Origin of the sequence: Burkholderia sp. Bp9012 (assembly GCF_003853825.1) — a bacterium.
Classification (GTDB): Bacteria; Pseudomonadota; Gammaproteobacteria; order Burkholderiales; family Burkholderiaceae; genus Burkholderia; species Burkholderia diffusa.
This window is the reverse complement of record NZ_QTQA01000003.1, coordinates 277,758-302,540: the sequence shown is the minus strand read 5'-3', so window position 1 is coordinate 302,540 and position 24,783 is coordinate 277,758. Positions and strand designations below refer to the sequence as shown.

Genomic DNA, 24,783 nt, shown 5'->3' with positions numbered 1-24,783 from the left:
GCGCCAGGCCAGTCCCGACGCGATCCATGAGGTGATTCTAGGGATCGTCCATAAGGAGATGATTCTGTTTTAATATCGGTCCATCACTTTTTCATGATGATGTGGCGGTCCGGCAATGACATTCGACGCGAACGACGTGGTCAGGCGGCTCGGTGCGCGCCTGAAGATGCGGCACCTGATGCTGCTGCTGCAGATCCAGCAGCACGGGTCGCTCACGCGCGTCGCGGAGCACATGGCGAGCAGCCAGCCCGCCGTGACGAACGCGCTGTCCGAGCTGGAAAGCATGTTCGGCACGCCGCTGTTCGAGCGCTCGTCGCGCGGGATGCGGCCGACCGCGCTCGGTTCGGTCGTGCTCGAGCGCGCCAGGGCGATGCTGAAGGACCTCGACCATCTCGCCCGCGAGATGGAGGCGGTCGCCGCTGGCCACGCCGCCCACCTGCATATCGGCGTGATTCCGTTTATCTCGGGCCAGATGCTGTCGGCGGCGCTCAAGCGGCTGCAATCCCGGATGGAGCGGCGCCTGACCGTGACGATCCACGAAGGCACCAGCGACCAGCTGCTGCTCCAGCTCAAGGACCACAGCGTCGATCTCGTCATCGGGCGGGCGTCGTCGGCGGTCGATCTGGGACAGGTTTCCTTCGAAGTCCTGTACCAGCAGCAGCCCCGGATGATCGCGAGCCGGCGCCTCGCCGCGAAACTGGCCCGCATGAAGCTCGACTGGGAGAAGCTGCACGAGCTGGACTGGATTCTCGGCGCGCCGCACACGCCGATGCGGGAGCAGGTGACCGACCTGTTCCTGTCGGCCGGCATCGCGCCGCCCGTGCCGATCGTCGAAAGCTACTCGTCGAAGCTGATCGGCGAAATGATCGCATCGAGCGACGACGCCGTATCGATCGTGCCGACCGATATCGCGGAAGAAATGGTGCGCATCGCCGGCGTGGCGATCGTGCCTTACTCGCTGGTCTGGACGCTGCCGCCCATCGCGCTGTTTACCCGCGCCGCCGAAACGCATGCGCCGACGCGGGATCTGCTCGTCCAGGCGCTGCGCGAGATCTGCAGGGAAACCTACGTCGAGGGACCGCGATAACGCGTCGGGCGCCGGCCCGCACCCGCCCGGCCGGAAGCGGCGCCACGCCCGCTCCGGCATCGCCGCCGAAGCACGCTCCGTCGGCATCCGTTACGCCGCATCCGGACAAACCCATCTTCACCGTAATTCGCCTCAAACCCCCGCCATACAAGCCATTGCCCGAGCGTAGTGGTTTTCACCCATAGTCGCAAATAGTCAAGAAAAGGTCGCCGCCGGTCGTCTTTCGACCAATATGGCTCGTTACTTTTACTCCCACGATGCAGGCCGGGACGCACTCCGCGAACCCGTCGGACATCGGTCCAATCGGGAGAGAAACCATGAAGTCGACAAAGATCGCCGCGTTCGTCGCGGCCGTGCTGGCGACCGGCGCATTCGCGACCGCGGCGCACGCCGAAACGGATGCCGCGACCTGCCGCAACGTACGCTTCGCGGATATCGGCTGGACCGACATCACGTCCACCACGGCGCTCGCCTCGACCGTGTTCGAAGGGCTCGGCTACAAGCCGACGACGACAATCGCATCGGTGCCGATCTCGTTCGCCGGCCTGAAGAGCAAGCAGCTCGACATCTCGCTCGGCTACTGGTGGCCGGTGCAGCAAAAGCAGCTCCAGCCGTTCCTCGACAGCAAGTCGATCAACGTGGTCGAGCCGCCGAACCTGTCGGGTGCGAAGGCGACGCTCGCGGTGCCGAGCTACGCATACCAGGCCGGCCTGAAGAGTTTCGAGGACATCGCGAAGCACCGCGCGGAACTCGACGGCAAGATCTACGGGATCGAACCGGGCAGCAGCGCGAACGCGACGATCCAGAAGATGATCGACACGAATCAATACGGTCTCGGTGGCTTCAAGCTGGTCGAATCGAGCGAAGCCGGGATGCTCGTCACGGTCGAGCGCGCGATCCGCGAGAAGAAGTGGGTCGTGTTCCTGGGCTGGGAACCGCATCCGATGAACATCCAGATCAGCATGAACTACCTGTCCGGCGGCGATGCGAGTTTCGGCCCGAACTATGGCGAAGCGCGCGTGTACACGCTGACGGCGCCCGACTTCATCTCGCGCTGCCCTAACGCAGGCAAGCTCGTCGAGAACCTGCGCTTCACGACGCAGCTCGAGAACCAGCTGATGCAGTCGGTGATGAACAAGACGAAACCGGCGGACGCCGCGAAGGCATACCTGAAGAAGAATCCGCAGGTGCTCGATGCCTGGCTCGCCGGCGTCAAGACGTTCGACGGCAAGGACGGCCTGCCTGCCGTGAAGGCGTACCTCGGCCTGTAACGGCCCGTGCGCGCCGCAAGCGAGCGGCGCGCAGCGACAAATAATCTGCAGTACGACAGAAGTCGAGCGACACGAAACGAATCAAGCGAGGGCATTCAGCATGAACCACGAAGTCATCATCACCTGCGCGGTGACCGGCGCGGGCGATACGGTCGGCAAGCATCCGGCGATTCCGGTCACGCCGAAGGAAATCGCGGCCGCCGCGATCGAAGCGGCGAAGGCCGGCGCGACGGTTGCGCACTGCCACGTGCGCGATCCGCAGACGGGCCGCGGCAGCCGCGACCCGAACCTGTACCGCGAAGTGGTCGACCGGATCCGCTCGGCGGACGTCGACGTGATCATCAACCTGACGGCCGGCATGGGCGGCGATCTGGAGATCGGCCCGGGCGAGGACCCGATGCGCTTCGGCAAGGGCACCGATCTTGTCGGCGGCCTCACGCGCCTCGCGCACGTCGAGGAACTGCTGCCGGAAATCTGCACGCTCGATTGCGGCACGCTGAATTTCGGCGACGGCGACTACATCTACGTATCGACGCCCGCGCAACTGCGCGCCGGCGCGAAGCGCATCCAGGAACTCGGCGTGAAGCCGGAGCTGGAAATCTTCGATACGGGCCATCTGTGGTTCGCGAAGCAATTGCTGAAGGAAGGGCTGCTCGACGATCCGCCACTGTTCCAGCTGTGCCTCGGCATTCCTTGGGGCGCGCCGGCCGACACCGGCACGATGAAGGCGATGGTCGACAACCTGCCGCCGGGCGCGCACTGGGCCGGCTTCGGGATCGGCCGCATGCAGATGCCGATGGTCGCGCAGGCGATGCTGCTCGGCGGTCACGTGCGCGTCGGCCTCGAAGACAACATCTGGCTCGATCGTGGCGTGCATGCGACCAACGGCACGCTCGTCGAGCGTGCACGGGAAATCGTCGAACGCCTCGGCGGCCGCGTGCTGACGCCGGCCGAAGGGCGTCGCAAGCTCGGCCTGCCGGCGCGCGGCGAGCGTCTGCTCGAACGCCGCGCGGTGACCGAATTCGCGTGAGCGTTCACGGCTGATTCCGATTCAATGCGGCGGCGCGCACGAGCGCGGTCGCCGTCCGATTTCCCTCGATTTGAAGGATGTGTTGACATGGCAGTGAAGACCGACATCAAGACGTTCGCCGCGATCGGCACCGGTGTGATCGGCAGCGGATGGATTTGCCGTGCGCTCGCGCACGGTCTCGACGTGGTCGTGTGGGACCCGGCGCCGGGCGCCGAGGCGCGGTTGCGCGCGAATGTCGCGAATGCCTGGCCTGCGCTCGAACGCGTCGGCCTCGCGCCGGGCGCCGATCCCGCGCGGCTGCGTTTCGAGTCGACGATCGAGGCCTGCGTCGCCGACGCGGACTTCATCCAGGAAAGCGCGCCCGAGCGGGAGGCGCTGAAGCTCGAACTGCACGAACAGATCAGCCGCGCGGCGAAGCCCGACGCGATCATCGCGTCATCGACATCGGGGCTGCTGCCGACCGACTTCTACGCGCGCGCGACGCATCCGGAGCGCTGCGTGGTCGGCCATCCATTCAATCCGGTCTACCTGCTGCCGCTCGTCGAGGTGCTCGGCGGCGCGCGCACGTCGCCGGAAGCGGTCGAGGCGGCGATGGCGATCTATCGCAAGCTCGGCATGCGGCCGCTGCACGTGCGCAAGGAGGTGCCGGGCTTCATCGCGGACCGGCTGCTCGAAGCGCTGTGGCGCGAGGCGCTCCATCTGGTCAACGAAGGCGTCGCGACGACTGGCGAGATCGACGATGCGATCCGTTTCGGCGCGGGCATCCGCTGGTCGTTCATGGGCACGTTCCTGACCTACACGCTGGCTGGCGGCGACGCAGGCATGCGACACTTCATGCAGCAGTTCGGCCCCGCGCTCGAACTGCCATGGACCAAGCTGGTCGCGCCGAAGCTGACCGACGAACTGATCGACAGCGTCGTCGAAGGCACGAGCGAGCAGCAGGGCACGCGCAGCATCAAGGAGCTCGAACGCTATCGCGACGAGTGCATCACCGAGGTGCTGAAGGCGATCGCCGCGGTGAAGGCGCGGCACGGGATGCGATTCGAGGACTGAACGAACATGACCGGCGATACCCCGCTGACGATTTACCACGACGTCGTGCGGCCCGAGTGGGTCGACTACAACGGCCACCTGCGCGACGCGTTCTATCTGCTGATCTTCAGTTTCGCGACCGATGCGCTGCTCGACCGCATCGGCCTCGACGACGCCGTGCGTCGCGAGCGGTGCCGCTCGGTCTACACGCTCGAGGCGCACGTGAACTATCTGCAGGAGATCAAGGAAGGCACGCGCGTACGCGTTGACGCGCGGGTGTTCGCGCACGACGCGAAGCGGCTGCACCTGTATCTCGAGCTGTTCGCGGACGGTCATGACGGCGCGGTGTCGGCGAGCGAGCAGATGCTGCTGCACGTCGACACGCGCGACGGCGCGAAATCGGCGCCGTTCGACGACGACGTCGCCGCGCGCGTGGCCGAACTGCATGCGTTGCAGCGCGATTGCGCGGCGCCCGCGTATGCGGGCCGCGTGATCGGGCTGCCGCCGCGTCGCTAGCATCGGCGTTCAACTTTCGACCGTCGACTGCGGAGCGCACACGATGCTCGAACCGGAAATCGCGGCGTTCGTTGCGGCCGTCGACGCGTGGTATCCAGCCGACGCGGCGGCGCGCTCGCCCGTCGAGCAACGCCGCGTCTACGATCGCTTCGCGGCCGCATGGACGCCCGCCGAACTGCCGGCCGGCATCGTGCGGCAGGACGCCGTGTGGCATGCGCCGGACGGACGCGCGATCGCACTACGGCGCTACGCGCCCGCGCAGGGCGAGCCGCGCGGCACCGTGCTGTTCTTTCATGGCGGCGGCTTCGTCGTCGGCTCGCTCGACAGTCACGCGCTGATCACCGCGCAACTGGCGGCCGACACGGGGCTTGCCGTGATCGCGGTCGACTACCGGCTCGCGCCCGAGCATCGTGCGCCGGCCGCGCTCGAGGATTGCCTGGCCGTCACGCGTGCCGCGCGCGACGCAGTCAACTGGCCGTTCGACTCGTGCGCACGACCGCTGACACTCGCGGGCGACAGCGCGGGCGGCAATCTCGCGGCGGCCGTCGCGACCGCGCTGCGCGACGCGGGCGAAGGCGGCATCGACGGGATCGCGCTCGTATATCCGATGCTCGGCATCGAGCCGCAATCGCCGGCGCGCGAAACGGAAGCGCGCGCGCCGATGCTGACGCTCGACGACGTCCATCGTTATCGCGCGCTGTACTGGGGCGATGCGGATGAAGCCGCATTGAACGACGATCCGCTGCTGCGTGCATCGGTGCCGCTCGCGGCGTCGCGCTTCGACGGGCTGCCGCCCGTGCTCGCGATCGGCGCTGAACACGATCCGCTGCGCGACGATGCACGCGTCTATGTCGAACGAATCCTTGCGGCCGGCGGCGCCGCGCGTTACTGGAGGGGAGAGGGGCTGGTGCACGGTTGCTGGCGCGCGCTCGGAACGAGCCCGCAGGCGGCGCGGATGCACCGGATGATCGGCGGGTTTCTGCTCGCACCACACGCGTAGCGGGCGTTTCCGGGAGGCAACGATGCAGGCAGCGCAACACCGTATCGAGGACTGGCGGACCTATTCCGCCGACGCGGCCATTGCGGCGGCGACGATTGGCGATGGAGCGGTGAACGTCGAGTGGAGCGACACGCGACGATCGCCGTTTCACTTCGACTGGCTGCGCGACAACTGCGCGTGTTCCGCGTGCGTGCATGCGCTCACGCGCGAACAGGTGTTCGAGATCGCCGACGCGCGCGAGGATCTGTCGGCGCTCGCCGTGCATGTCGAAACCGACGGCGCGCTGCACGTCGAGTGGAACGACGGGCATCGCAGTACCTGGTCGCCGGGATGGTTGCGCGCGCATGCATACGACGATGCGTCGCGCGCGGAACGCCAGGCCGCGCACGGGCGGCACGTATGGGCCGGCGACGATGCGACGGCGATCGGGGTGTTCGCGTGGCGTGACGTGATGGAGGACGATGGCGCGTTGCGCGCGTGGCTCGCCGCGTTGCAGCGCACGGGGTTGACGCTCGTCGAGGGCGTGCCGGCCGAACGCGGCCGGGTCGACCAGATCGCGCGTCGTGTCGGTCTGATCCGCGAAAGCAATTTCGGCGTGCTGTTCGATGTCGAGTCGAAGCCGCGACCGGACAGCAACGCCTACACGTCGCTCAACCTGCCGCCACACACCGACTTGCCGACGCGTGAATTGCAGCCGGGCGTGCAGTTCCTGCATTGCCTCGCGAACGACGCGACGGGCGGAGACAGCATTTTCCTCGACGGCTTTGCGCTCGCGGAAGCGCTGCGGCGCGACTATCCGGCCGATTTCGAACACCTTGCCTCGACGCCGTTCGAGTTCTGGAACAAGAGTGCGAACAGCGACTACCGCTGTTCGGCGCCGGTGATCGGCCTCGATGCACGCGGCAACGTGACGGAAGTGCGCGTCGCGAATTTCCTGCGCGGGCCGCTCGATGCGCCGGCCGGCTCGGTCGCGGCCATCTACCGCGCGTACCGGCGCTTTCTCGGGCTCGCGCGCGAGCCACGTTTCCGGGTGCAGCGCCGGCTGCGGGCGGGCGACATGTGGGCATTCGACAACCGGCGCGTGCTGCACGCGCGCACCGAGTTCGATCCGTCGACGGGCCGCCGGCATCTGCAGGGCTGCTACGTCGATCGCGACGAACTGCTGTCGCGCTGGCGCGTGCTGTCGCGTGCGGCGCCTGCGGCAGCCGCGGGGCGTTGACCGGCGCATACGGCATCGCCACGCATACCTCGCCGCGAAAAAGCGCCCGGACGCAGCGCGCCCGGGCGAAGCCACCCGCTGCCGGGCGGCGGAGGTATGCGTTTCACAAAAAAAGACGAGCCCGCATCGGGGGCTCGTCCGGGTACAGCTTCGTCGCGCCGTGCGCGGTGCGCCCGTCAGGGCGCGTCGGCTTACTGGCCGAAGAAGATCGAGTCGCGAGCGTTCGACGACGCTGCGGCAACCGGGGCGCCCGAGTGGACGACCGGAGCCGGTTGCGCGCCGTAGCCGCTGGCGTCGGCACCATGAACACGCGCTTCCGCCGACTGGATGTCGTTCGGGTAATACGGGCTCGACACGCCCGGCTTGTAGCCGGCTTGTTCGAGCTGGACCAGTTCGTTGCGGACTTGTGCGCGGGTCACGGTGCTTTGTGCGAAAGCGCCGAACGAAGCGGACAGGGCGACAGCGGCAACGACTGCGGAAACGAGCGATTTCATGATGACCTCCGGTGTTCTATTGGGTTCGCTTGCGACACCATGTCTGCAGCGATTGACTAAATCTTAGTCACCGGGTGGTTGAGGGTAAACGCTGATTTTGACGATAGATTGTTTCCGGACTGGTAACAGTGGGCTGTCCAATCAGGCTTTCACCAAGCTTTCGTTTCTGTAAGTGTAATAAGTATGATGAATGTTGAGGCGAGGGGCGCGATTCAACGTGTCTCGGCCGACGTGTCGAGCGGCGTGGCGGGCAGGCGACCCTCGGCCACGCCCGAGCTCAGGAAACGCACGCCCGTCGCGGCTTCGGAGGCCTCCCACAGCAGCGCGGCGGTCGCTACATCGCGTGCCGCGCGCGGCACGCTTGCCGGTGCCGGCAGGCCGCGCGACTCGAACCAGCCGGACGGTCCGACGTACGAGCCGCCGGTGAGGTCGGGCGACGTCGCTGCGTGAATCGCGGGAAGCGCACCCTGGTCGGCCGGTTGCGCGAGATAACGGTTCGCCGCGCGCATCAGCGCGGCGCGCGTGGGCGAACGGTCCATCGCGGGGCCCGCGAACTGCAGATTGGTCGCCGCGTAGCCGGGATGCGCGGCGACGCTGATGCCCGCGAACGCCGCTCCCTGGAAGCGGCGCTGCAGTTCGATCGCGAACACGAGGTTTGCGAGCTTGCTGTCGCAGTAGGCGAGATAACGGTTGTAACGGTGTTCGGCCCGAAGGTCGTCGACGCGGATCCGGCCGCCGCGGTTCAAGCCGCTCGACATCGTCACGACCCGCGCGCGCCGCGCGGCGCGTAGCGCGGGCAGCAGATGGCCGGTCAACGCGAAATGGCCGAGGTGGTTGGTGCCGAACTGCATCTCGAAGCCGTCGTGCGTGTGCCGCAGCGGCAGGAACATCACGCCTGCGTTGTTGCAGAGGATGTCGACGCGGCCGTGGCGGTCGGAGACGTCGGCGGCGAAGCGCTGGATCGACGCGAGATCGGCGAGGTCGAGCGGATCGACTTCGACCCGTGCGGCGGGATGGAACCGACGGATCGCATCGGCGGCCTGCGCGGCGCGCGCGGCATCGCGGCAGCCCATCACGACGGTTGCGCCCTTGGCGGCCAGCGTTTCCGCGATGTGCCAGCCGAGCCCGCTGTTGGCGCCGGTCACGACCGCAACTTTGCCGCCTTGCGCCGGGACGTGGCGCGCGCTCCATGCATGCATGTCTGCCTCCATCGGCGTGGCCGGTGCGCCACGACGCGCAATCGTTACATCGAATGCTGTAACGATAGTCCGCGCGGGCGGAGCAGACAAGCGGGGGAACTAGATCGGTGGTTCTAGGCCGGCTTGCGCGTTGTGCGTTACCGGCTGCCGGCCAGGGCCAGCACTTCGGCGGCGGAGATCATCGCGGCCGCGTTCGCCGGTGCCGGGCGCTCGGCCGGGCGGAAGACTTCGTCGCCGCGCTGGATGACCTGGCGCGACAGCGCACAGGTGCCGGTGCGCTGCGCGAAGCGGCGGCGCCAGCGCTGTTCGCCGTAATGACAGCGGCCGGGTTCGACCCAGCGAACGACGAGCAGCGTATCGGAACGTTCCAGAATTTCGACGTGGACGTCGGCGGGATCGAGCACAGGCAGGGATTTGGAGGCCTTCATTTGCCGTTTCCTAAAGCTCGTGCGGTTTCGGCCGTGGCAGTGGATGTCACTACCCGACGGCGATTCCGTAGCGGTTTCCATGAGTGGTGCGCTAAATGTAAGCGTCTGTGACCGGAAAAAACATCCTGTCTGGCTCAAATTACCTTTTGCCGATTCAGAAACAATCGACGCGCATTTTCCCGAAAAACCAACGACAAAAGCGCCCCGGACGCGAACGCCCGGGGCGGAAAATCGGCCCGCGCCACCGTGTCTGCTCGCTCAGTCACGTGGACACCGCGGGGGACGGAGGTGCCCGTCAGGGATCGGCGACGGGCGGGGTGCGGTGATCCGGGAAGCGCGGTCCGGCAACATCATGATCGCGCGCGCCCCCCGTTGACACCCTGACGGGAACGTGACTTTTTTGTCAGTTTCGCCGCGACGGCGGCGCGACCCAGGCGCCCGTGGCCGGCGCAAACCCCCGCCGACATTGGCTTTGCGGGACAAGTAGTTGATCGCCGGAATCAGAACAAGACGGTCGCCGAAGTCCGGGGCACCGCCGCCGCCCCGATTCTGCCGTTCGGGAAAATACTGAATCCCGCGATCGTGACAAATCCGGAATCTGTCCTATGATTGGTTGGACCTTTGGTCCTTTGTGCCAATCAGTCGGCTCGGCCGGCTTCTACAGGAGTGGTGCTCATGAGATTGCAGGGCAAGCGCGCGCTGGTGACGGCGGCCGGGCAGGGTATCGGCCGCGCGACCGCGCTGCGGTTCGCAAGCGAGGGGGCCGACGTGCTGGCGACCGACATCAACGAGGCTGCGCTCGCGCAACTCGCGGCCGACGCCGAGCGCGCCGGCGGCAGGCTGGCCACGCGGCGGCTCGACGTGACCGATGCGGGCGACGTTTCGGCACTCGCCGCGCAGGCGCGCGCGTTCGACGTGCTCTTTAACTGCGCGGGGTTCGTGCACCACGGCTCGATCCTCGATTGCGACGATGCCGCGTGGGCGTTCTCGCTGAATCTCAACGTCACGTCGATGTACCGGCTGATCCGCGCGCTGCTGCCGGCGATGCTGGAAGCGGGCGGCGCGTCGATCATCAACATGGCATCGGCCGCGTCGAGCGTGAAGGGCGTGCCGAACCGCTTCGTCTACGGCACCACCAAGGCGGCCGTGATCGGCCTGACCAAGGCCGTCGCTGCCGATTTCGTCGAGCGGGGCATCCGCTGCAACGCGATCTGCCCGGGCACGATCGAGTCGCCGTCGCTGGAGCAGCGGATCGCGGACCAGGCGCGCACGCGTCAGGTGTCGACCGACGAGGTGCGCCAGGCGTTCGTCGCGCGCCAGCCGATCGGCCGCATCGGCACCGCGCAAGAAGTGGCCGCGCTCGCGCTGTACCTCGCGTCCGACGAAGCGTCGTTTACGACCGGCGCGATTCACCTGATCGATGGCGGCTGGTCGAACTGACCGCGTCTTCCTCTTCACTTTCCGTTTCCTCACACAACATGAAACTGCTGAGATTTGGCGACAAGCACCACGAAAAGCCGGGCTTGCTCGATGCGCAGGGCCACATTCGCGACCTGTCCGGCGTGATCGACGACATCGCAGGCGATGCGCTCACACCCGCGTCGCTCGCGCGGCTGCGTGACATCGACCCGTCGTCGCTGCCGCGCGTCGAAGGCACGCCGCGGCTTGGCGCGTGCGTCGGCCGCGTCGGCAAGTTCATCTGCATCGGGCTCAACTATTCCGACCACGCGGCCGAATCCGGGATGGAAGTCCCGAAGGAGCCGGTCGTGTTCGGCAAATGGACGAGCGCGATCTCCGGGCCGAACGACGACGTCGAGATTCCGCGCGGCTCGGAGAAGACCGACTGGGAAGTCGAGCTCGGCGTGGTGATCGGCCAGGGTGGCCGCTATATCGACGAAGCCGACGCGCTGTCGCATGTCGCCGGCTACTGCGTGGTGAACGACGTGTCGGAGCGCGAATACCAGCTCGAGCGCGGCGGCACGTGGGACAAGGGCAAGGGCAACGACACGTTCGGCCCGCTCGGCCCGTGGCTCGTGACGGCCGACGAAGTGCCCGATCCGCACGCGCTGCGGCTGTGGCTCGAGGTGGACGGCCACCGCTACCAGAACGGCACGACCGCGACGATGGTGTTCCGCGTGCCGCACCTGATCAGCTATCTGAGCCGCTTCATGAGCCTGCAGCCGGGCGACGTGATCTCGACCGGCACGCCGCCGGGCGTCGGCCTCGGGCAGAAGCCGCCGGTCTATCTGCGCGCCGGGCAGGTGATCACGCTCGGCATCGACGGGCTCGGCGAGCAGCGCCAGCGCACCGTGCAGGCCTGATTTCCTTTTACGGACCGTTCGTCATGCCTATCATTCGATCGATGCGCGTCCTCGACGTGCGCTTCCCGACCTCGCAGCAGCTCGACGGCTCCGATGCGATGAATCCGGACCCCGATTATTCGGCCGCGTACGTCGTGCTGGAAACCGACCACGACGGGCTCGAAGGCCACGGGCTCACGTTCACCATCGGGCGCGGCAACGAAATCTGCTGCGCGGCGATCGACGCGATGCGTCACCTCGTCGTCGGCCTCGACCTCGACTGGATCCGCGAGGACATGGGCCGCTTCTGGCGGCACGTGACGTCGGACAGCCAGTTGCGCTGGATCGGCCCCGACAAGGGCGCGATCCATCTGGCGACGGGCGCCGTCGTCAACGCGGTGTGGGATTTGTGGGCGAAGTCGGTGGGCAAGCCGCTGTGGCGGCTCGTCGCGGACATGAGCCCCGAGGAGATCGTGCGCGCGATCGATTTCCGCTACCTGACCGACTGCCTGACGCAGGACGAGGCGCTCGACCTGCTGCGACGGCAGGCGCCGGGCAAGGCGGCGCGGATCGCGACGCTCGAGCGCGAAGGCTACCCGTGCTACACGACGTCGGCGGGCTGGCTCGGCTACAGCGACGACAAGCTGCGTCGGTTGTGCCGCGAGGCGGTGGACGCCGGTTTCGACTACGTGAAGCTGAAGGTGGGCGCGAACCTGGAGCACGACATCCGTCGCGTGACGATCGCGCGCGAGGTGATCGGCCCGGACCGCAAGCTGATGATCGACGCGAACCAGGTGTGGGAGGTGGACGAAGCGATCGACTGGGTGCGCGAGCTGGCGTTCGCGAAACCGTGGTTCATCGAGGAGCCGACGAGCCCCGACGACGTCGAAGGGCATCGCAAGATCCGCGAGGCGATCGCGCCCGTGCAGGTCGCGACCGGCGAGATGTGCCAGAACCGCGTGCTGTTCAAGCAGTTCATCGCGCGCGGCGCGATCGACATCGTGCAGATCGACGCGTGCCGGCTTGGCGGCGTCAACGAGATTCTCGCGGTGATGCTGCTGGCCGCGAAATACGGGCTGGCGGTGTGTCCGCACGCGGGCGGTGTCGGGCTGTGCGAATACGTGCAGCATCTGTCGATGATCGACTATGTGTGTATTGCCGGCACGAAGGAAGGGCGCGTGACCGAATACGTCGACCACCTGCACGAGCATTTCGTCGAGCCGTGCGTCGTGCGCGGCGCGGCCTACATGCCGCCGACGGCGCCCGGCTTCTCGATCGAGATGAAGCCGGAATCGCTGGAGCGGTATCGATTCCGCGGCTGAAGCACGCGGCACGCAGCACGACGACGCGCGATGCACCGCGCGCGGCCCGCGCGGCGACAACATGAACGACGGAGACGCGAAGTGGATTTGAATCTGCAAGACAAGATCGTGATCGTGACCGGCGGCGCATCGGGCATCGGCGCCGCGATCTCGATGCGGCTGGCCGGCGAAGGCGCGATTCCGGTGATATTCGCGCGCCACACGCCGGACGACGGCTTCTGGCGCGCCCTCACGCAGCAACAGCCGCGCGCCGCGTGCGTGTCCGTCGAACTGCAGGACGACGCGCAATGCCGCGACGCGGTCGCGCAAACCGTCGCGCGCTTCGGCCGCATCGACGGCCTCGTCAACAACGCGGGCATCAACGACAGCGTCGGGCTCGACGCCGGGCGCGACGCGTTCGTCGCATCGCTCCAACGCAACCTGATCCACTACTACGTGATGGCGCATTACTGCGTGCCGCACCTGAAGGCGACGCGCGGCGCGATCGTCAACATCTCGTCGAAGACGGCCGTCACCGGGCAGGGCAACACGAGCGGCTATTGCGCATCGAAGGGCGCGCAACTCGCGCTGACGCGCGAATGGGCCGTCGCACTGCGCGACGACGGTGTGCGCGTGAACGCCGTGATTCCGGCCGAGGTGATGACGCCGCTCTACCAGACCTGGATCGCCGGTTTCGACGACCCCGAAGCGAAGCTCGCGGAAATCGCCGGCAAGGTGCCGCTCGGCAAGCGCTTCACGACCGCCGACGAGATCGCCGACACGGCCGTGTTCCTGCTGTCGGCGCGCGCGTCGCACACGACGGGCCAGTGGCTGTTCGTCGACGGCGGCTATACGCATCTCGATCGCGCGATCGGCTGAGGCCATCGAGCCATGCAACCCGATCTGAACCCGACCGCCGCACCCGCCGCGCCCGCCGCGCCCGCCGGACCCGCCGCGCTGATTGCGCTGACAGGCATCGGCAAGCGCTTCCCGGGCGTGCAGGCGCTCGACGATTGCCGGTTCGACCTGCATGCCGGCGAAGTCCACGCGCTGATGGGCGAGAACGGCGCCGGCAAGTCGACGTTGATGAAGATTCTCGCGGGTGTTTATCAGAAGGACGAAGGCGAGATCCGGATGGACGGCCGCGCGGTGGAGATCGACGATCCGCGCGCCGCGCAGGCGCTCGGCATCGGCATCATTCATCAGGAGCTGAACCTGATGAACCACCTGAGCGTCGCGCAGAACATCTTCATCGGGCGCGAGCCGCGCGGCCGCTTCGGCGTGTTCGTCGACGAGGACACGCTCAACCGCGACGCGGCCGCGATCTTTCAACGGATGCGGCTCGATCTCGATCCGCGCACGCCGGTCGGCCGGCTGACGGTTGCGAAGCAGCAGATGGTCGAGATCGCGAAGGCGCTGTCGTTCGACTCGCGCGTGCTGATCATGGACGAGCCGACCGCCGCGCTGAACAACGCGGAGATCGCCGAGCTGTTCCGCATCATCGGCGACCTGCGCGCGCACGGTGTCGGCATCGTCTACATCTCGCACAAGATGGACGAGCTGCGCCAGATCGCCGATCGCGTGACGGTGATGCGCGACGGCAAGTACGTCGCGACCGTGCCGATGGCGGATACGTCGATGGACGCGATCATCGCGATGATGGTCGGTCGCCAGCTCGATACGACGTTCCGCACGCCGCCCGATACGTCGGCCAACGAGGTCGCGCTCGAGGTGCGCGGGCTGTCGCGCGGCCGCGCGATCCGCGACGTCGGCTTTACGGTGCGGCGCGGCGAGATTCTCGGCTTCGCGGGGCTGATGGGTGCGGGCCGCACCGAGGTCGCGCGCGCGGTGTTCGGCGCGGACCCGGTCGACGCGGGCGAGATTCGCGTGCACGGCAAGACCGTGACGATCCGCACGCCGGCCGACGCGGTCGCGCACGGGATCGGTTATCTGTCGGAGGACCGCAAGCACTTCGGGCTCGCGCTCGGGATGGACGTGCAGAACAACATCGCGCTGTCGAGCATGCAGCGCTTCGTGCGCCGCGGCATGTTCCTCGATGCGCGCGGGATGCGGGACACCGCGCAGTCGTACGTGCGGCAGCTCGCGATCCGCACGCCGTCGGTCGCGCAGCCGGCGCGCCTCCTGTCGGGCGGCAACCAGCAGAAGATCGTGATCGCGAAGTGGCTGCTGCGCAACTGCGACATCCTGTTCTTCGACGAGCCGACGCGCGGCATCGACGTCGGCGCGAAAAGCGAGATCTACAAGCTGCTCGACGCGCTCGCCGCCGACGGCAAGGCGATCGTGATGATCTCGTCGGAGTTGCCCGAGGTGCTGCGCATGAGCCACCGGATTCTCGTGATGTGCGAAGGGCGCGTGACCGGCGAATTGCGCGCGGCCGACGCCACGCAGGAAAAGATCATGCAGCTCGCAACGCAGCGCGAGTCGACCGTTTTGTCCTGATTCAGACGCCGATTCATACGCCTACCGACCATGTCCAACGATACGCATCCCGTCCCGCCCCTGGCTTCCGGCGACACGCCGGCCGCCGCATCGAGCCTGAAGTCGCGCTTCTTCAACCCGGCCGCGCGGCAGAAGCTGCTCGCGTTCGCGAGCCTCGTGCTGCTGATCGTGTTCTTCAGCTTCGCGTCGTCGAACTTCCTCGAAGTCGACAACCTCGTGACGATCCTGCAGGCCACCGCCGTGAACGGCGTGCTGGCGGTCGCGTGTACCTACGTGATCATCTCGTCGGGCATCGACCTGTCGGTCGGCACCCTGATGACGTTCTGCGCGGTGATGGCAGGCGTCGTGCTGACGAACTGGGGCATGCCGCTGCCGCTCGGGATCCTGGCCGCGCTGTGCTTCGGCGCGTTGTCGGGCAGTGTGTCGGGTTTCGTGATCGCGAAGATGAAGGTGCCGCCGTTCATCGCGACGCTCGGGATGATGATGCTGCTCAAGGGGCTGTCGCTCGTGATCTCGGGCACGCGGCCGATTTACTTCAACGACACGCCGGGCTTCACGTCGATTGCGCAGGATTCGCTGATCGGCAGTCTGATTCCCGCGCTGCCGATTCCGAACGCGGTGCTGATCCTGTTCCTCGTCGCGGCCGGCGCGTCGATCGTGCTGAACCGGACCATCTTCGGCCGCTACACGTTCGCGCTCGGCAGCAACGAGGAAGCGCTGCGGCTGTCCGGCGTGAACGTCGACGCGTGGAAGATCGCCGTCTATACGTTCAGCGGCGCGGTGTGCGGGATCGCCGGGCTCCTGATCGCGTCGCGGCTGAATTCCGCGCAGCCCGCGCTCGGACAGGGCTACGAGCTCGATGCGATCGCGGCCGTCGTGATCGGCGGCACGTCGCTGTCGGGCGGCGCGGGCAGCATCGTCGGCACCATCATCGGCGCGTTCATCATGAGCGTGCTGACCAACGGCCTGCGCATCATGTCGGTCGCGCAGGAATGGCAGACGGTCGTCACGGGCGTGATCATCATCCTCGCCGTCTACGTGGACATCCTGCGCCGGCGGCGCCGCTGACGCACGCACGAACACACATGTGCTTCACCGCCGGCCCGTCCGGCATTTCAGTCGATACCAACCAAGGAGACGCGAAGTGATCAGGAGCAAGGTGTTGAACGCGATCGTCGGACTGGCGTTCGCCGTTGGCGTGACGGCCGGCGCGCAGGCGCAGGAAACCTACATCCCGCTGATTTCGAAGGGCTTCCAGCATCAGTTCTGGCAGGCCGTGAAGGCGGGCGCGATGCAGGCAGCGAAGGACTACAAGGTGAAGGTGACGTTCGAAGGCCCCGAAACCGAGGCGATGGTCGACAAGCAGATCGACATGCTGTCCGCCGCGATCGCGAAGAAGCCGGCGGCGCTCGGCTTCGCGGCGCTCGACAGCAAGGCCGCGTTACCGCTCCTGAAGAAGGCGCAGGCCGAGAAGATCCCGGTCATCGCGTTCGACTCGGGCGTCGACAGCGACATCCCGGTGACGACCGCCGCGACCAACAACAAGGCCGCCGCCGCGCTCGCCGCCGACAAGCTCGCCGCGCTGATCGGCGACGAGGGCGAGGTGGCCGTGGTCGCGCACGACCAGACGAGCCGCACCGGCATCGATCGCCGCGACGGTTTTCTCGAACGGATGAAATCGGCGCACCCGAAGGTGCGGATCGTGACCGTGCAGTACGGCGAGGGCGACCAGCTGAAGTCGACCGAAGTGACGAAGTCGATCCTGCAGGCGTACCCGAAGCTCAAGGGCGTTTTCGGCACCAACGAAGGCTCGGCGATCGGCGTGGTGAACGGCGTGCGCGAGATGAAGCGCAAGGTCGTGATCATCGGCTACGATTCCGGCAAGCAGCAGAAGGATGCGATCCGCAGCGGGATCATGGCCGGCGCGATCACGCAGAATCCGGTCGGGATCGGCTACAAGACCGTCGAGGCGGCCGTGAAGGCGATCAAGGGCGAGAAGCTGCCGAAGGTCATCGATACCGGTTTCTACTGGTACGACAAGACCAACATCGACGACCCGAAAATCACGGCGGTGCTGTACGACTGAACGTGACGTGACCTGACACGGCGGACGACGGCGAAAGGCGAGGACACCATGGGCGCAGTGCGCATCGATTCTCATCAGCACTTCTGGCGTTACCGCGCAGCCGAATTTCCATGGATCGGCGCCGGAATGGGCGTGCTCGCCCGCGATTACATGCCCGACGCGCTGTGGCCGCAGATGCGTGCGCAGGCGTTCGGTGCGTCGATCGCGGTGCAGGCGCGCGTCGGACGCGACGAGACGGCATTCCTGCTCGATCTGGCCCGCGACGAAGCGCGCATCGCGGCGGTAGTCGGCTGGGAGGACCTCGGTGCGCCGGCGCTCGCCGATCGTATCGCGGAATGGCGCAGCCCGAAGCTTCGCGGCTTTCGTCACCTGCTGCAGGACGAAGCCGACGTCGGCGCGTACGTCGCGGATCCCGCGTTCAATCGCGGCGTCGCATGGCTGCAGGCGAACGGTTACGTGTACGACGTGCTCGTGTTCGAACGTCAGTTGCGCGACGTGCGCGCGTTCTGTGCGCGCAACGATGCGCACTGGCTCGTGCTGGATCACGCAGGCAAGCCCGCGCTCGCCGAGTTCGACCGCGACGACACCGCGCTCGCACGCTGGCGCGCGGCGTTGCGCGAACTGGGTGCGATGTCGCACGTCGTGTGCAAGCTGTCGGGGCTCGTGACCGAGACGGACTGGCGGCGCGGCCTGCGCGGGCAGGACATCCGCCACATCGAACTATGCCTCGATGCGGCGCTCGACGCGTTTGGCCCGCAGCGGCTGATGTTCGGTTCGGACTGGCCCGTGTGTCTGCTCGCGGCGTCGTACGACGAAGTGGCGTCGCTGGTCGAGCGCTGGGCACAAGCGCGGTTGTCGGCGGCCGAGCGCGACGCGTTGTGGGGCGGTACGGCCGCGCGGTGCTATGCGGTGCCGGACGATATGAAGCCCGGCATATAGAATAGGCGCGATCAGTCTGGTGCGGCATTCGTCAGACCGTCCGCAACGCAACCGCTTACCTGTATCAACGTATGTCCATCCAGCCGATTCAGAACCGCCGCCTCTACCAGCAGATCGCCGACAAGCTCAGCGCGATGATCGAGTCGGGCGACTTCCCGCCGGGCAGTTACCTCCCGCCCGAGCGCGAACTGGCCGAGCAGTTCGGCGTGTCGCGCACATCGGTGCGCGAGGCGCTGATCGCGCTCGAGGTGAACGGTCTCGTCAGCGTGCGCGTCGGCGACGGCGTGAAGGTGCGCCAACCCGAGGCGGCCACCGCACCGCAACCGCGGATCGACACGACGGTCGCGCCGTTCTCGATCGTCGAGGTCGATCCGGAGCTCGGTATCGCTGTCGACCTCGATACCGAAATCCCGCCGTTCGCGTTGTTGCAGGCGCGCCGGCTGATCGAGCCGGAAGCCGCGTCGCTCGCCGCGAAACACGGCTCGGACGCGCAGATCGAGGGGATTCACGAGGCGTTCCTGCGCAACCAGGAAGACAACCGTAGCGGGTCGCTCACGCATCCGGGCGATCGGCTGTTCCATATCCGTATCGCGGAAGCCAGCGACAACCCCGCGTATGCGCTGATGATCAAGCAACTGCTCGCGCACAAGTACGACCTGATGTTCCAGCGGCTGCAGTCGCTGTACATGCCGAACGACATGCCGCATCGGTCGGAGCTCGAACACCGCGCGATCCTCGATGCAATCCGCGCGCGCGACCCGGAGGCCGCGCGCCGCGCGATGGCCGAGCATCTCGACGAAGTGATCCGGATCTTCGGCCGCGCCCTCGACTGAGCGCGGGCGATCGGCATCAGAAGCGGTCGGCGCGGTAGGGCGTCGGATCGGTGAACGGCGTCTCGCCGGTCATCATCTCGGCCAGCAGGCGGCCGGAGACGGGGCCGAGCGTCAACCCGTGATGGTTGTGCCCGAACGAGAACCACATCCCGCGATGCGCCGGGGCGGGGCCGATCACCGGCCGCATGTCGGGCGTGCACGGCCGGAAGCCGAGCCACGGGTGCGGGTCGAGCCGCTCGCCGAAGCCGAACACCGGGCGCGCGACGCGTTCCGCGCGATCGAGCTGCACGCCCGTCGGCGGCAGGCCGCGCCGCGCGATCTCGACGCCGGTGGTCAGCCGCAGTCCGCGCCGCATCGGTGCGATCACGTAGCCGTATTCGCGATCGACGATCGGCGCCGACGGCGCGCCGCGTTCGGACGGCGCGTAGTGCATGTGGTAGCCGCGCTTCTCGCGCAGCGGAATCTTGTAGCCGAACTTGCCGAACACCGTGTCGGACCACGGGCCGAGCGCGACGACGACGGCCGGCGCGGCGATCTTGCCGTCGTCCGTCGTGACCTGCCAGCCGGGCGACAGTGCCTCCAGGCTCGCGGCATCGCCGGTGAGCAGCGTGCCGCCGCCTTGCACGAAGAGTTGCGCGTAGGTTTTGACGAGCGCGGACGGATCGACGACGCTTTTCGGATCGAGCCAGTGCAGCGCGCCGCAGAAGCCTGCAGCGAGGCTCGGCTCCCGTGCGCGAAGTGCCGCGGCATCGAGCGGTGTGATGCCGAGCCCGTGGCGGCGCGCGGTGAGTCCCGCATCGGCGACCGCGCGCTCGAACGCGGCGGGCGTGCGGAACGCTTCCATCCAGCCGCTGGCGCGCACCAGTTCCCCGGCGCCGGCGCGCGCGATCAGTGCGTCGTGCTCGACGATGCAGCGCTCGATCAGCGGCAGCATGTCGCGCGAGGCTGCCGCGTGACGCAGCGGCGCCGATTCCCACCAGAAACGCGCGAGCCACGGCGCGAACGCGGGCAGCGACGCGCTGTGCCAATAGAGATCGGTGGAGCGGTTGAGCGCATAGCGCATCAGCGTGAACGGGCTGCGCGGGAACGGATACGGTTCGATCGACGAGCGCTCGATCAGCCCCGCGTTGCCGAAGCTCGTGCCTTCGCCGGGCGCGCCGCGGTCGACGAGGGCAACCTTGCGGCCGCGATCCTGCAGGTGCAGCGCGGCGGAGACGCCGACGATGCCCGCGCCCAGAACGATTACGTCGAAGTCCATGAGGGAAGACGAGATAGACGGTTGATGATCGACACTCGGCGTCGGCGACGCGCGCTTCGGCCGGGTGCGCGGAACTGCAATCGAATGATCAGCAAGGATACTCGCGAACGCGGTGATGCGCGAATCGCGCTCCCTCGTCCGGCGCGATGGGGGCATCTGGCGACGGGTTGCTTCGATCGAATTTGCCGACCGCTCGTCTGAGCCCGCCATGTCCGTGAAGGACGGGAACGGGTATGCGTTCCGGGGGCGAATGAAACGTCGTTGTGTCGAGCATCGCGTGAAGGATTCGTTGCGTCCGGCGACGGAATCGCGCGGCAACTTCCACCGGCGTCGCATCGTTGCGTGGGGAAACCAGTCTGGCGCACCCCTGCGGAACGTATGAAGTTTGACTCGCACGTTCGTCCTGTTCGCTGGCCAATCCTTCGGCGTCGCATCGCCACGAACAGCACCGATTCCGCATACTTTCCGACATGAATCGCGGGTGTATCCCACTGGTTTGGGATACGAATATTTACCTAAGATGGAAGCAATCGTGCGTGTGATACGGTGCCGGCACGCGCATGGCAGGAAGGGGCAGCGCCGGGAACGACTGCAGCAGATGTTTCCATCATGGATGCGAGTATGTGCGCGGCGGCCGAGAATCATGCGGCCGCATCGACGCCAGCGGGCGCGGCGGTAATCGCCGCGCGGAAGGCATCCGGCCGGTCCGGCCGAGTCGCCACGCTGCGCCACGCATGCATCGCAATCGTTTGCGCTCTGAGCGTCGCGCCCTCCGTTCTCGCCGGGGCGCCTGGCGATGCCGACGCGCCGATCGACACGGTGCGGCTCGTCGCCACCACGACACCCGTCAATCCCACTAGTCCCGCCTTTTCGTCACACGACTCCGCCGTGCGCCAGGTCGTGCTCGGCATCATCAGTTTCACGCGCTGGCCGACGACGCCGGTTCGCCTGCATCTGTGCGTGACGGGCAGGTCAGACTACGCGGGCGACCTGACCGGCACGATACAGGCCGGCTCGACCGTGCTCGACGTGCAGCGGGTCCGCTTCGACGACCCCGCGCTCGGCGTCGCATGCGACGTCGTGTATCTCGGCGTGCTCGGAGACGAAGAGCGAAAGCGGGTGAGGACCGCGCTGGTCGGCCGCCCGGTGCTGACCATCGCCGAACACGATCCGTCCTGCACCGCGGGCAGCATGTTCTGTCTCGCGGTCGAAGGCGAACGCGTCACGTTCGACATCAATCTCGACGCCGTCGCGCGCAGTGGCGTGCGCGTGCATCCGAACGTGCTCAATCTCGCGCGGCGGACGCTGACGCCATGACACGTTCGGGGCCCGCCATTTCGCCTTCACGTGTATCGCGCTCGACGCTGCAAAGCGTGTTGCGCCGCGCGCATTTGCGTCTTGCGTTCGTCGCGGTCGCGATGGCCGCCGTGTCGCTGATCGTCGTCGCCGTGATCGCGTTGCGCGCGTACGCCGGCAACAACCTGAACCTGCTGGCGCGCTCGCTCGGTTACACGGTCGAGGCAGCGCTCGTGTTCGGCGACCGTGTCGCGGCGAACGAGGCGATCGCGACGATCGCCAACGACGAGGACGTCGCGCAGGTGGTCGTCACCGATGGCAAAGGCCAGTTGTTCGCGACGTGGAAACTGCCCGCCGCAGGCCGGATCGCCCGTCTCGAGCGCGGCGTCGCCGCGCTGGCGCTGCCCGGGCCAGTGAGCGCCGCGGTGATGCACGACGGCATCGTCATCGGCCAGGTCATCGTGCGTGGCCGGGGGCACCAGTTCTTCGGGTTCCTGATCGGTGGCATCGGCGGCATTCTCGGTTGTCTGGCAGTCAGCGTGATCGGCGCGTATGTCAGCTCCAAGCGTCTGTTGCGCAACATCGTTGCGCCGCTGCGCGCGCTGGCCGACGTCGCGCACGCCGCGCGCCGCGAGCGTGCGTTCGCGCGTCGCGTCGAGCCAGTGGCGATCGCCGAACTGAATCAGCTCGGCGACGACTTCAATGCATTGCTCGACGAATTCGAAGACTGGCAGAACACGCTGCGCGACGAAAACGCGTCGCTCGAACACAAGGCGACGCACGATGCGCTCACGGGGCTGCCCAACCGCGTGCAGTTCGAGTCGCGTCTGTCGGTTGCCCTCTGCGACGCCGTGGTGACGGGGCAGCGGGTCGCCGTCCTGTATCTCGACTGCGACCGCTTCAAGGAAATCAATGACGGTCTTGGCCACGATGCGGGCGACGCGGTGCTGATCGGCATCGCGGCGCGGTTGCGCGCGCAGGTGCGCGAGACCGATCTCGTCGCGCGGCTGGGCGGCGATGAATTCGCGGTGATGCTGACGGCTGTGCGCGATACGGACAGCGTGTGCCAGATCGCCGATGAGATTTTGTCCGGCATGGTGCCGTCGATCGAGTTGTCCGACGGGCGCATGGTGGCCACCATGATGAGTGCCGGTATTGCGCTGTATCCCGATCATGCGTCCGACGCGAGCGGCTTGCTGCGCGCGTCGGATGCCGCGATGTACCGCGCCAAGCGTGCGCGGCCGGGGTCGTGGCAGCTGGCGGAGGGCGTAGCGGGACGGGTTTGATGTCTGTCGTTTCGCGCCGTGGGCGAGGCCGCGGCGGCGGGATAATAAGCGCGCGCGAAGCGGGCGCGTACGAAGGGGGCGATCATGGATGACTCGTTGCCGGTGAGCATTGGGCGAATGTGCGTCGCGAGCGCGGTGCTTCTGTGCCTGCTGCTTGGCGGATGCAAGACGCCGCCGCTTCATCGGGGGCTCACGCAGACGCAGGTCACGGCGCTGAAGTCGGCCGGGTTCCAGGAGACGCAGCAGGGGTTCGAGTTCGGGTCGACGGGGCCGATTCTGTTCGATTTCGATCGGTATAACCTCAAGCCGGATGTCAGGCGGATCGTCGAGCGGATTGGCAGGACGTTGAGGTCGGCGGGGATCAACGGGGTGCGGGTGTACGGGTACTCCGACGAGGAGGGGGAGGCTGCCTACGATCTCGAGTTGTCCCGGCGGCGGGCGGAAGTGGTGGCGATCGAGCTTGTGGACGTCGGGCTGGACAGGAAGCGGATTGCGATCGTGGGGAAGGGGAAGAGCGATCCGGTGGGGGATAACCGGACGCCGGCCGGGAGAATGCAGAATCGGCGGGCGGCGATTGTGGTTTCGCCGAGGTGAAGCGGCTTTAGCGCGATGTCGCCGTTTGGCGATGCGTATCGTGCGCTTTGCGTGCGTGACCAGACTGAGATTGCGCAACTTGCTGTGTGAGGCCGCTGCCGATCGCCCCGTGCCTCACCAAGCAATATTGCAAGACGACCGCGACGTTCCCGCACCGCCGGTCGCCGTGCAATGCGAACCCGCGCCGTTGTCATAGAACGTCCGCGTCTCCGGCTGCGGCACTGACGGATCGTGCGGATTCGGCGCGCCGTGCGGACCGCGCGCGGCATCGAAAGGTCGCGTGGGCGCATACGAATTCCTGCCGCCAGGCGCGTGCGACCCGTTGGCCCTCAGATATTCATCCCAGTTCAGCGCACGCTGTTCGTGTCGTGGCAACGCGCGACCGAAGCTATCGCTGCCGCCCGCGCCGAGCGCGACGCGATTCGAGGGCCATACAGAATCGCCGGGCTCGCGTTCGACCGAAGGCTGCGGCTCGAGCGTATCGCCCGAAACCCGCAACGGCCGCGTATCAGGCGTATCGAACGGACTGCGTTCAACCGGCGCCGCGTACTTCGCGCGCCGCGTCGTGAGCGCCGCACGCGCATCATGCGCAGCCCCAGCCCGACGTTCCGAACGAAACACGTTGGCAGTGCCCGGACGATCGACCAGCGAATCGCGGCCCGAAGCGTCGGCAATGGAAACGGAAAGCGCACAAGCAAGCGCGGCGGCGGAAGAAAAACGGAGAGGATGATTCATCGGGATCCGAACCAGGTGACATGTATCGAGAAAAAACGGCAGATCACTGGCTGGCGGCTCGGCGACGTGTGGGTGTCGAAGCGGCCCTGAAGCAACTGCGAATCGCGGAGGGGGCGACTCGCAGGAAGGCTGGCTGGATTGCAGAAGCGAGCGCGAATTATTTCATGAAAATAACAATCTGCTTTCGTTTTGATGGTCGATGTCGGCAAAAAGAATGGTTGACAGCACAGATACATCGTCCCCACTCGGTGCGCGCCGACACAATCATCAGTTGATTGATCTTCGATGATCGGCCCCCAAGCATCCAAAGAAGCAGGAAACGCGTGACACCAAATCGCCGAAACCCATACCCGGCAAGGAATCTGCCCACCAACTCACCCAAAATCGCAACCCAATTGCACCCACCGCAAACGTTCTCG

24 protein-coding genes are annotated in these 24,783 nt (G+C 66.9%); 20 read left to right on the top strand and 4 right to left on the bottom strand.

Features of this window, described 5'->3' with window-relative positions; all coding sequences use genetic code 11:
• Nucleotides 1–115 precede the first annotated feature (115 nt).
• The 7 genes from DIE11_RS05575 to DIE11_RS05545 all read left to right on the top strand — a co-directional run bounded on the left by DIE11_RS05575 (nt 116) and on the right by DIE11_RS05545 (nt 7,155).
• The gene (locus DIE11_RS05575) at nt 116–1,087 is read left to right on the top strand and encodes a LysR substrate-binding domain-containing protein (RefSeq protein WP_124622094.1); all 972 of its coding nucleotides are present in this window, start codon (nt 116–118) and stop codon (nt 1,085–1,087) included.
• A 317-nt stretch (nt 1,088–1,404) separates the two neighbouring features.
• Nucleotides 1,405–2,358, top strand: a complete 954-nt coding sequence (locus DIE11_RS05570) for a choline ABC transporter substrate-binding protein (RefSeq protein WP_059600224.1) — start codon at nt 1,405–1,407, stop codon at nt 2,356–2,358.
• A gap of 100 nt (nt 2,359–2,458) precedes the next feature.
• Complete coding sequence (locus tag DIE11_RS05565) at nt 2,459–3,388, top strand: 3-keto-5-aminohexanoate cleavage protein (protein ID WP_124622092.1); 930 nt, start codon at nt 2,459–2,461, stop codon at nt 3,386–3,388.
• A gap of 87 nt (nt 3,389–3,475) precedes the next feature.
• Nucleotides 3,476–4,441, top strand: coding sequence for an L-carnitine dehydrogenase (locus DIE11_RS05560; protein WP_059685629.1), 966 nt, complete (start codon nt 3,476–3,478; stop codon nt 4,439–4,441).
• Between the two features lie 6 nt (nt 4,442–4,447).
• A complete protein-coding gene (locus DIE11_RS05555) occupies nt 4,448–4,936 on the top strand; it encodes a thioesterase family protein (protein ID WP_124622090.1) in 489 nt (162 codons plus the stop codon).
• Nucleotides 4,937–4,979: 43 nt separating this feature from the next.
• Nucleotides 4,980–5,936, top strand: a complete 957-nt coding sequence (locus DIE11_RS05550) for an alpha/beta hydrolase (protein ID WP_124622089.1) — start codon at nt 4,980–4,982, stop codon at nt 5,934–5,936.
• Between the two features lie 22 nt (nt 5,937–5,958).
• Nucleotides 5,959–7,155 (top strand): TauD/TfdA family dioxygenase, encoded by a 1,197-nt coding sequence (locus tag DIE11_RS05545; RefSeq protein ID WP_124622087.1) that lies wholly within the window; start codon nt 5,959–5,961, stop codon nt 7,153–7,155.
• A 191-nt stretch (nt 7,156–7,346) separates the two neighbouring features.
• On the opposite strand, the gene DIE11_RS05540 is transcribed toward DIE11_RS05545, so the two are convergent.
• The 3 genes from DIE11_RS05540 to DIE11_RS05530 all read right to left on the bottom strand — a co-directional run bounded on the left by DIE11_RS05540 (nt 7,347) and on the right by DIE11_RS05530 (nt 9,276).
• A complete protein-coding gene (locus DIE11_RS05540) occupies nt 7,347–7,649 on the bottom strand; it encodes a DUF4148 domain-containing protein (protein WP_059600219.1) in 303 nt (100 codons plus the stop codon).
• A gap of 212 nt (nt 7,650–7,861) precedes the next feature.
• Complete coding sequence (locus tag DIE11_RS05535) at nt 7,862–8,848, bottom strand: oxidoreductase (RefSeq protein ID WP_124622085.1); 987 nt, start codon at nt 8,846–8,848, stop codon at nt 7,862–7,864.
• A 137-nt stretch (nt 8,849–8,985) separates the two neighbouring features.
• The gene (locus DIE11_RS05530) at nt 8,986–9,276 is read right to left on the bottom strand and encodes a DUF3331 domain-containing protein (RefSeq protein WP_044847789.1); all 291 of its coding nucleotides are present in this window, start codon (nt 9,274–9,276) and stop codon (nt 8,986–8,988) included.
• Between the two features lie 675 nt (nt 9,277–9,951).
• On the opposite strand from DIE11_RS05530, the gene DIE11_RS05525 reads away from it, so the two are divergent.
• The 9 genes from DIE11_RS05525 to DIE11_RS05485 all read left to right on the top strand — a co-directional run bounded on the left by DIE11_RS05525 (nt 9,952) and on the right by DIE11_RS05485 (nt 19,195).
• Nucleotides 9,952–10,716 (top strand): SDR family oxidoreductase, encoded by a 765-nt coding sequence (locus DIE11_RS05525; RefSeq protein WP_124622083.1) that lies wholly within the window; start codon nt 9,952–9,954, stop codon nt 10,714–10,716.
• Nucleotides 10,717–10,754: 38 nt separating this feature from the next.
• Nucleotides 10,755–11,597: an ureidoglycolate lyase gene (locus tag DIE11_RS05520; RefSeq protein WP_124622081.1), complete on the top strand. Its 843-nt coding sequence runs from the start codon at nt 10,755–10,757 to the stop codon at nt 11,595–11,597.
• A gap of 23 nt (nt 11,598–11,620) precedes the next feature.
• Nucleotides 11,621–12,898, top strand: a complete 1,278-nt coding sequence (locus tag DIE11_RS05515; RefSeq protein ID WP_124622079.1) for an L-fuconate dehydratase — start codon at nt 11,621–11,623, stop codon at nt 12,896–12,898.
• Nucleotides 12,899–12,979: 81 nt separating this feature from the next.
• Entirely contained in the window at nt 12,980–13,756 is a 777-nt protein-coding gene (locus DIE11_RS05510) for an SDR family oxidoreductase (protein WP_124622077.1), read from the top strand.
• Nucleotides 13,757–13,768: 12 nt separating this feature from the next.
• The gene (locus DIE11_RS05505; RefSeq protein WP_260437090.1) at nt 13,769–15,337 is read left to right on the top strand and encodes a sugar ABC transporter ATP-binding protein; all 1,569 of its coding nucleotides are present in this window, start codon (nt 13,769–13,771) and stop codon (nt 15,335–15,337) included.
• 30 nt (nt 15,338–15,367) lie between these two features.
• The gene (locus DIE11_RS05500; RefSeq protein WP_059685655.1) at nt 15,368–16,405 is read left to right on the top strand and encodes an ABC transporter permease; all 1,038 of its coding nucleotides are present in this window, start codon (nt 15,368–15,370) and stop codon (nt 16,403–16,405) included.
• Nucleotides 16,406–16,481: 76 nt separating this feature from the next.
• Nucleotides 16,482–17,423 (top strand): ABC transporter substrate-binding protein, encoded by a 942-nt coding sequence (locus DIE11_RS05495; protein WP_059600212.1) that lies wholly within the window; start codon nt 16,482–16,484, stop codon nt 17,421–17,423.
• Between the two features lie 48 nt (nt 17,424–17,471).
• On the top strand, nt 17,472–18,362 hold the full coding sequence (locus DIE11_RS05490) for an amidohydrolase (protein WP_124622075.1): 891 nt from the start codon (nt 17,472–17,474) through the stop codon (nt 18,360–18,362).
• Between the two features lie 71 nt (nt 18,363–18,433).
• Entirely contained in the window at nt 18,434–19,195 is a 762-nt protein-coding gene (locus DIE11_RS05485; protein ID WP_124622074.1) for a FadR/GntR family transcriptional regulator, read from the top strand.
• 16 nt (nt 19,196–19,211) lie between these two features.
• On the opposite strand, the gene DIE11_RS05480 is transcribed toward DIE11_RS05485, so the two are convergent.
• On the bottom strand, nt 19,212–20,453 hold the full coding sequence (locus tag DIE11_RS05480) for an FAD-binding oxidoreductase (protein ID WP_124622072.1): 1,242 nt from the start codon (nt 20,451–20,453) through the stop codon (nt 19,212–19,214).
• A gap of 609 nt (nt 20,454–21,062) precedes the next feature.
• Between DIE11_RS05480 and DIE11_RS05475 the strand changes: the two genes are divergently transcribed.
• From DIE11_RS05475 to DIE11_RS36220, 4 genes are all read left to right on the top strand, one after another.
• Nucleotides 21,063–21,770, top strand: a complete 708-nt coding sequence (locus tag DIE11_RS05475; protein WP_124622070.1) for a YfiR family protein — start codon at nt 21,063–21,065, stop codon at nt 21,768–21,770.
• Nucleotides 21,767–23,035 (top strand): diguanylate cyclase domain-containing protein, encoded by a 1,269-nt coding sequence (locus DIE11_RS05470; RefSeq protein ID WP_124622068.1) that lies wholly within the window; start codon nt 21,767–21,769, stop codon nt 23,033–23,035. Before DIE11_RS05475 ends, DIE11_RS05470 begins: the two co-directional genes overlap by 4 nt.
• An 84-nt stretch (nt 23,036–23,119) precedes the next feature.
• Nucleotides 23,120–23,629, top strand: a complete 510-nt coding sequence (locus tag DIE11_RS05465) for an OmpA family protein (RefSeq protein ID WP_124622066.1) — start codon at nt 23,120–23,122, stop codon at nt 23,627–23,629.
• A 363-nt stretch (nt 23,630–23,992) separates the two neighbouring features.
• A complete protein-coding gene (locus DIE11_RS36220; RefSeq protein ID WP_185633726.1) occupies nt 23,993–24,454 on the top strand; it encodes a hypothetical protein in 462 nt (153 codons plus the stop codon).
• The last annotated feature ends 329 nt before the right edge of the window (nt 24,455–24,783 follow it).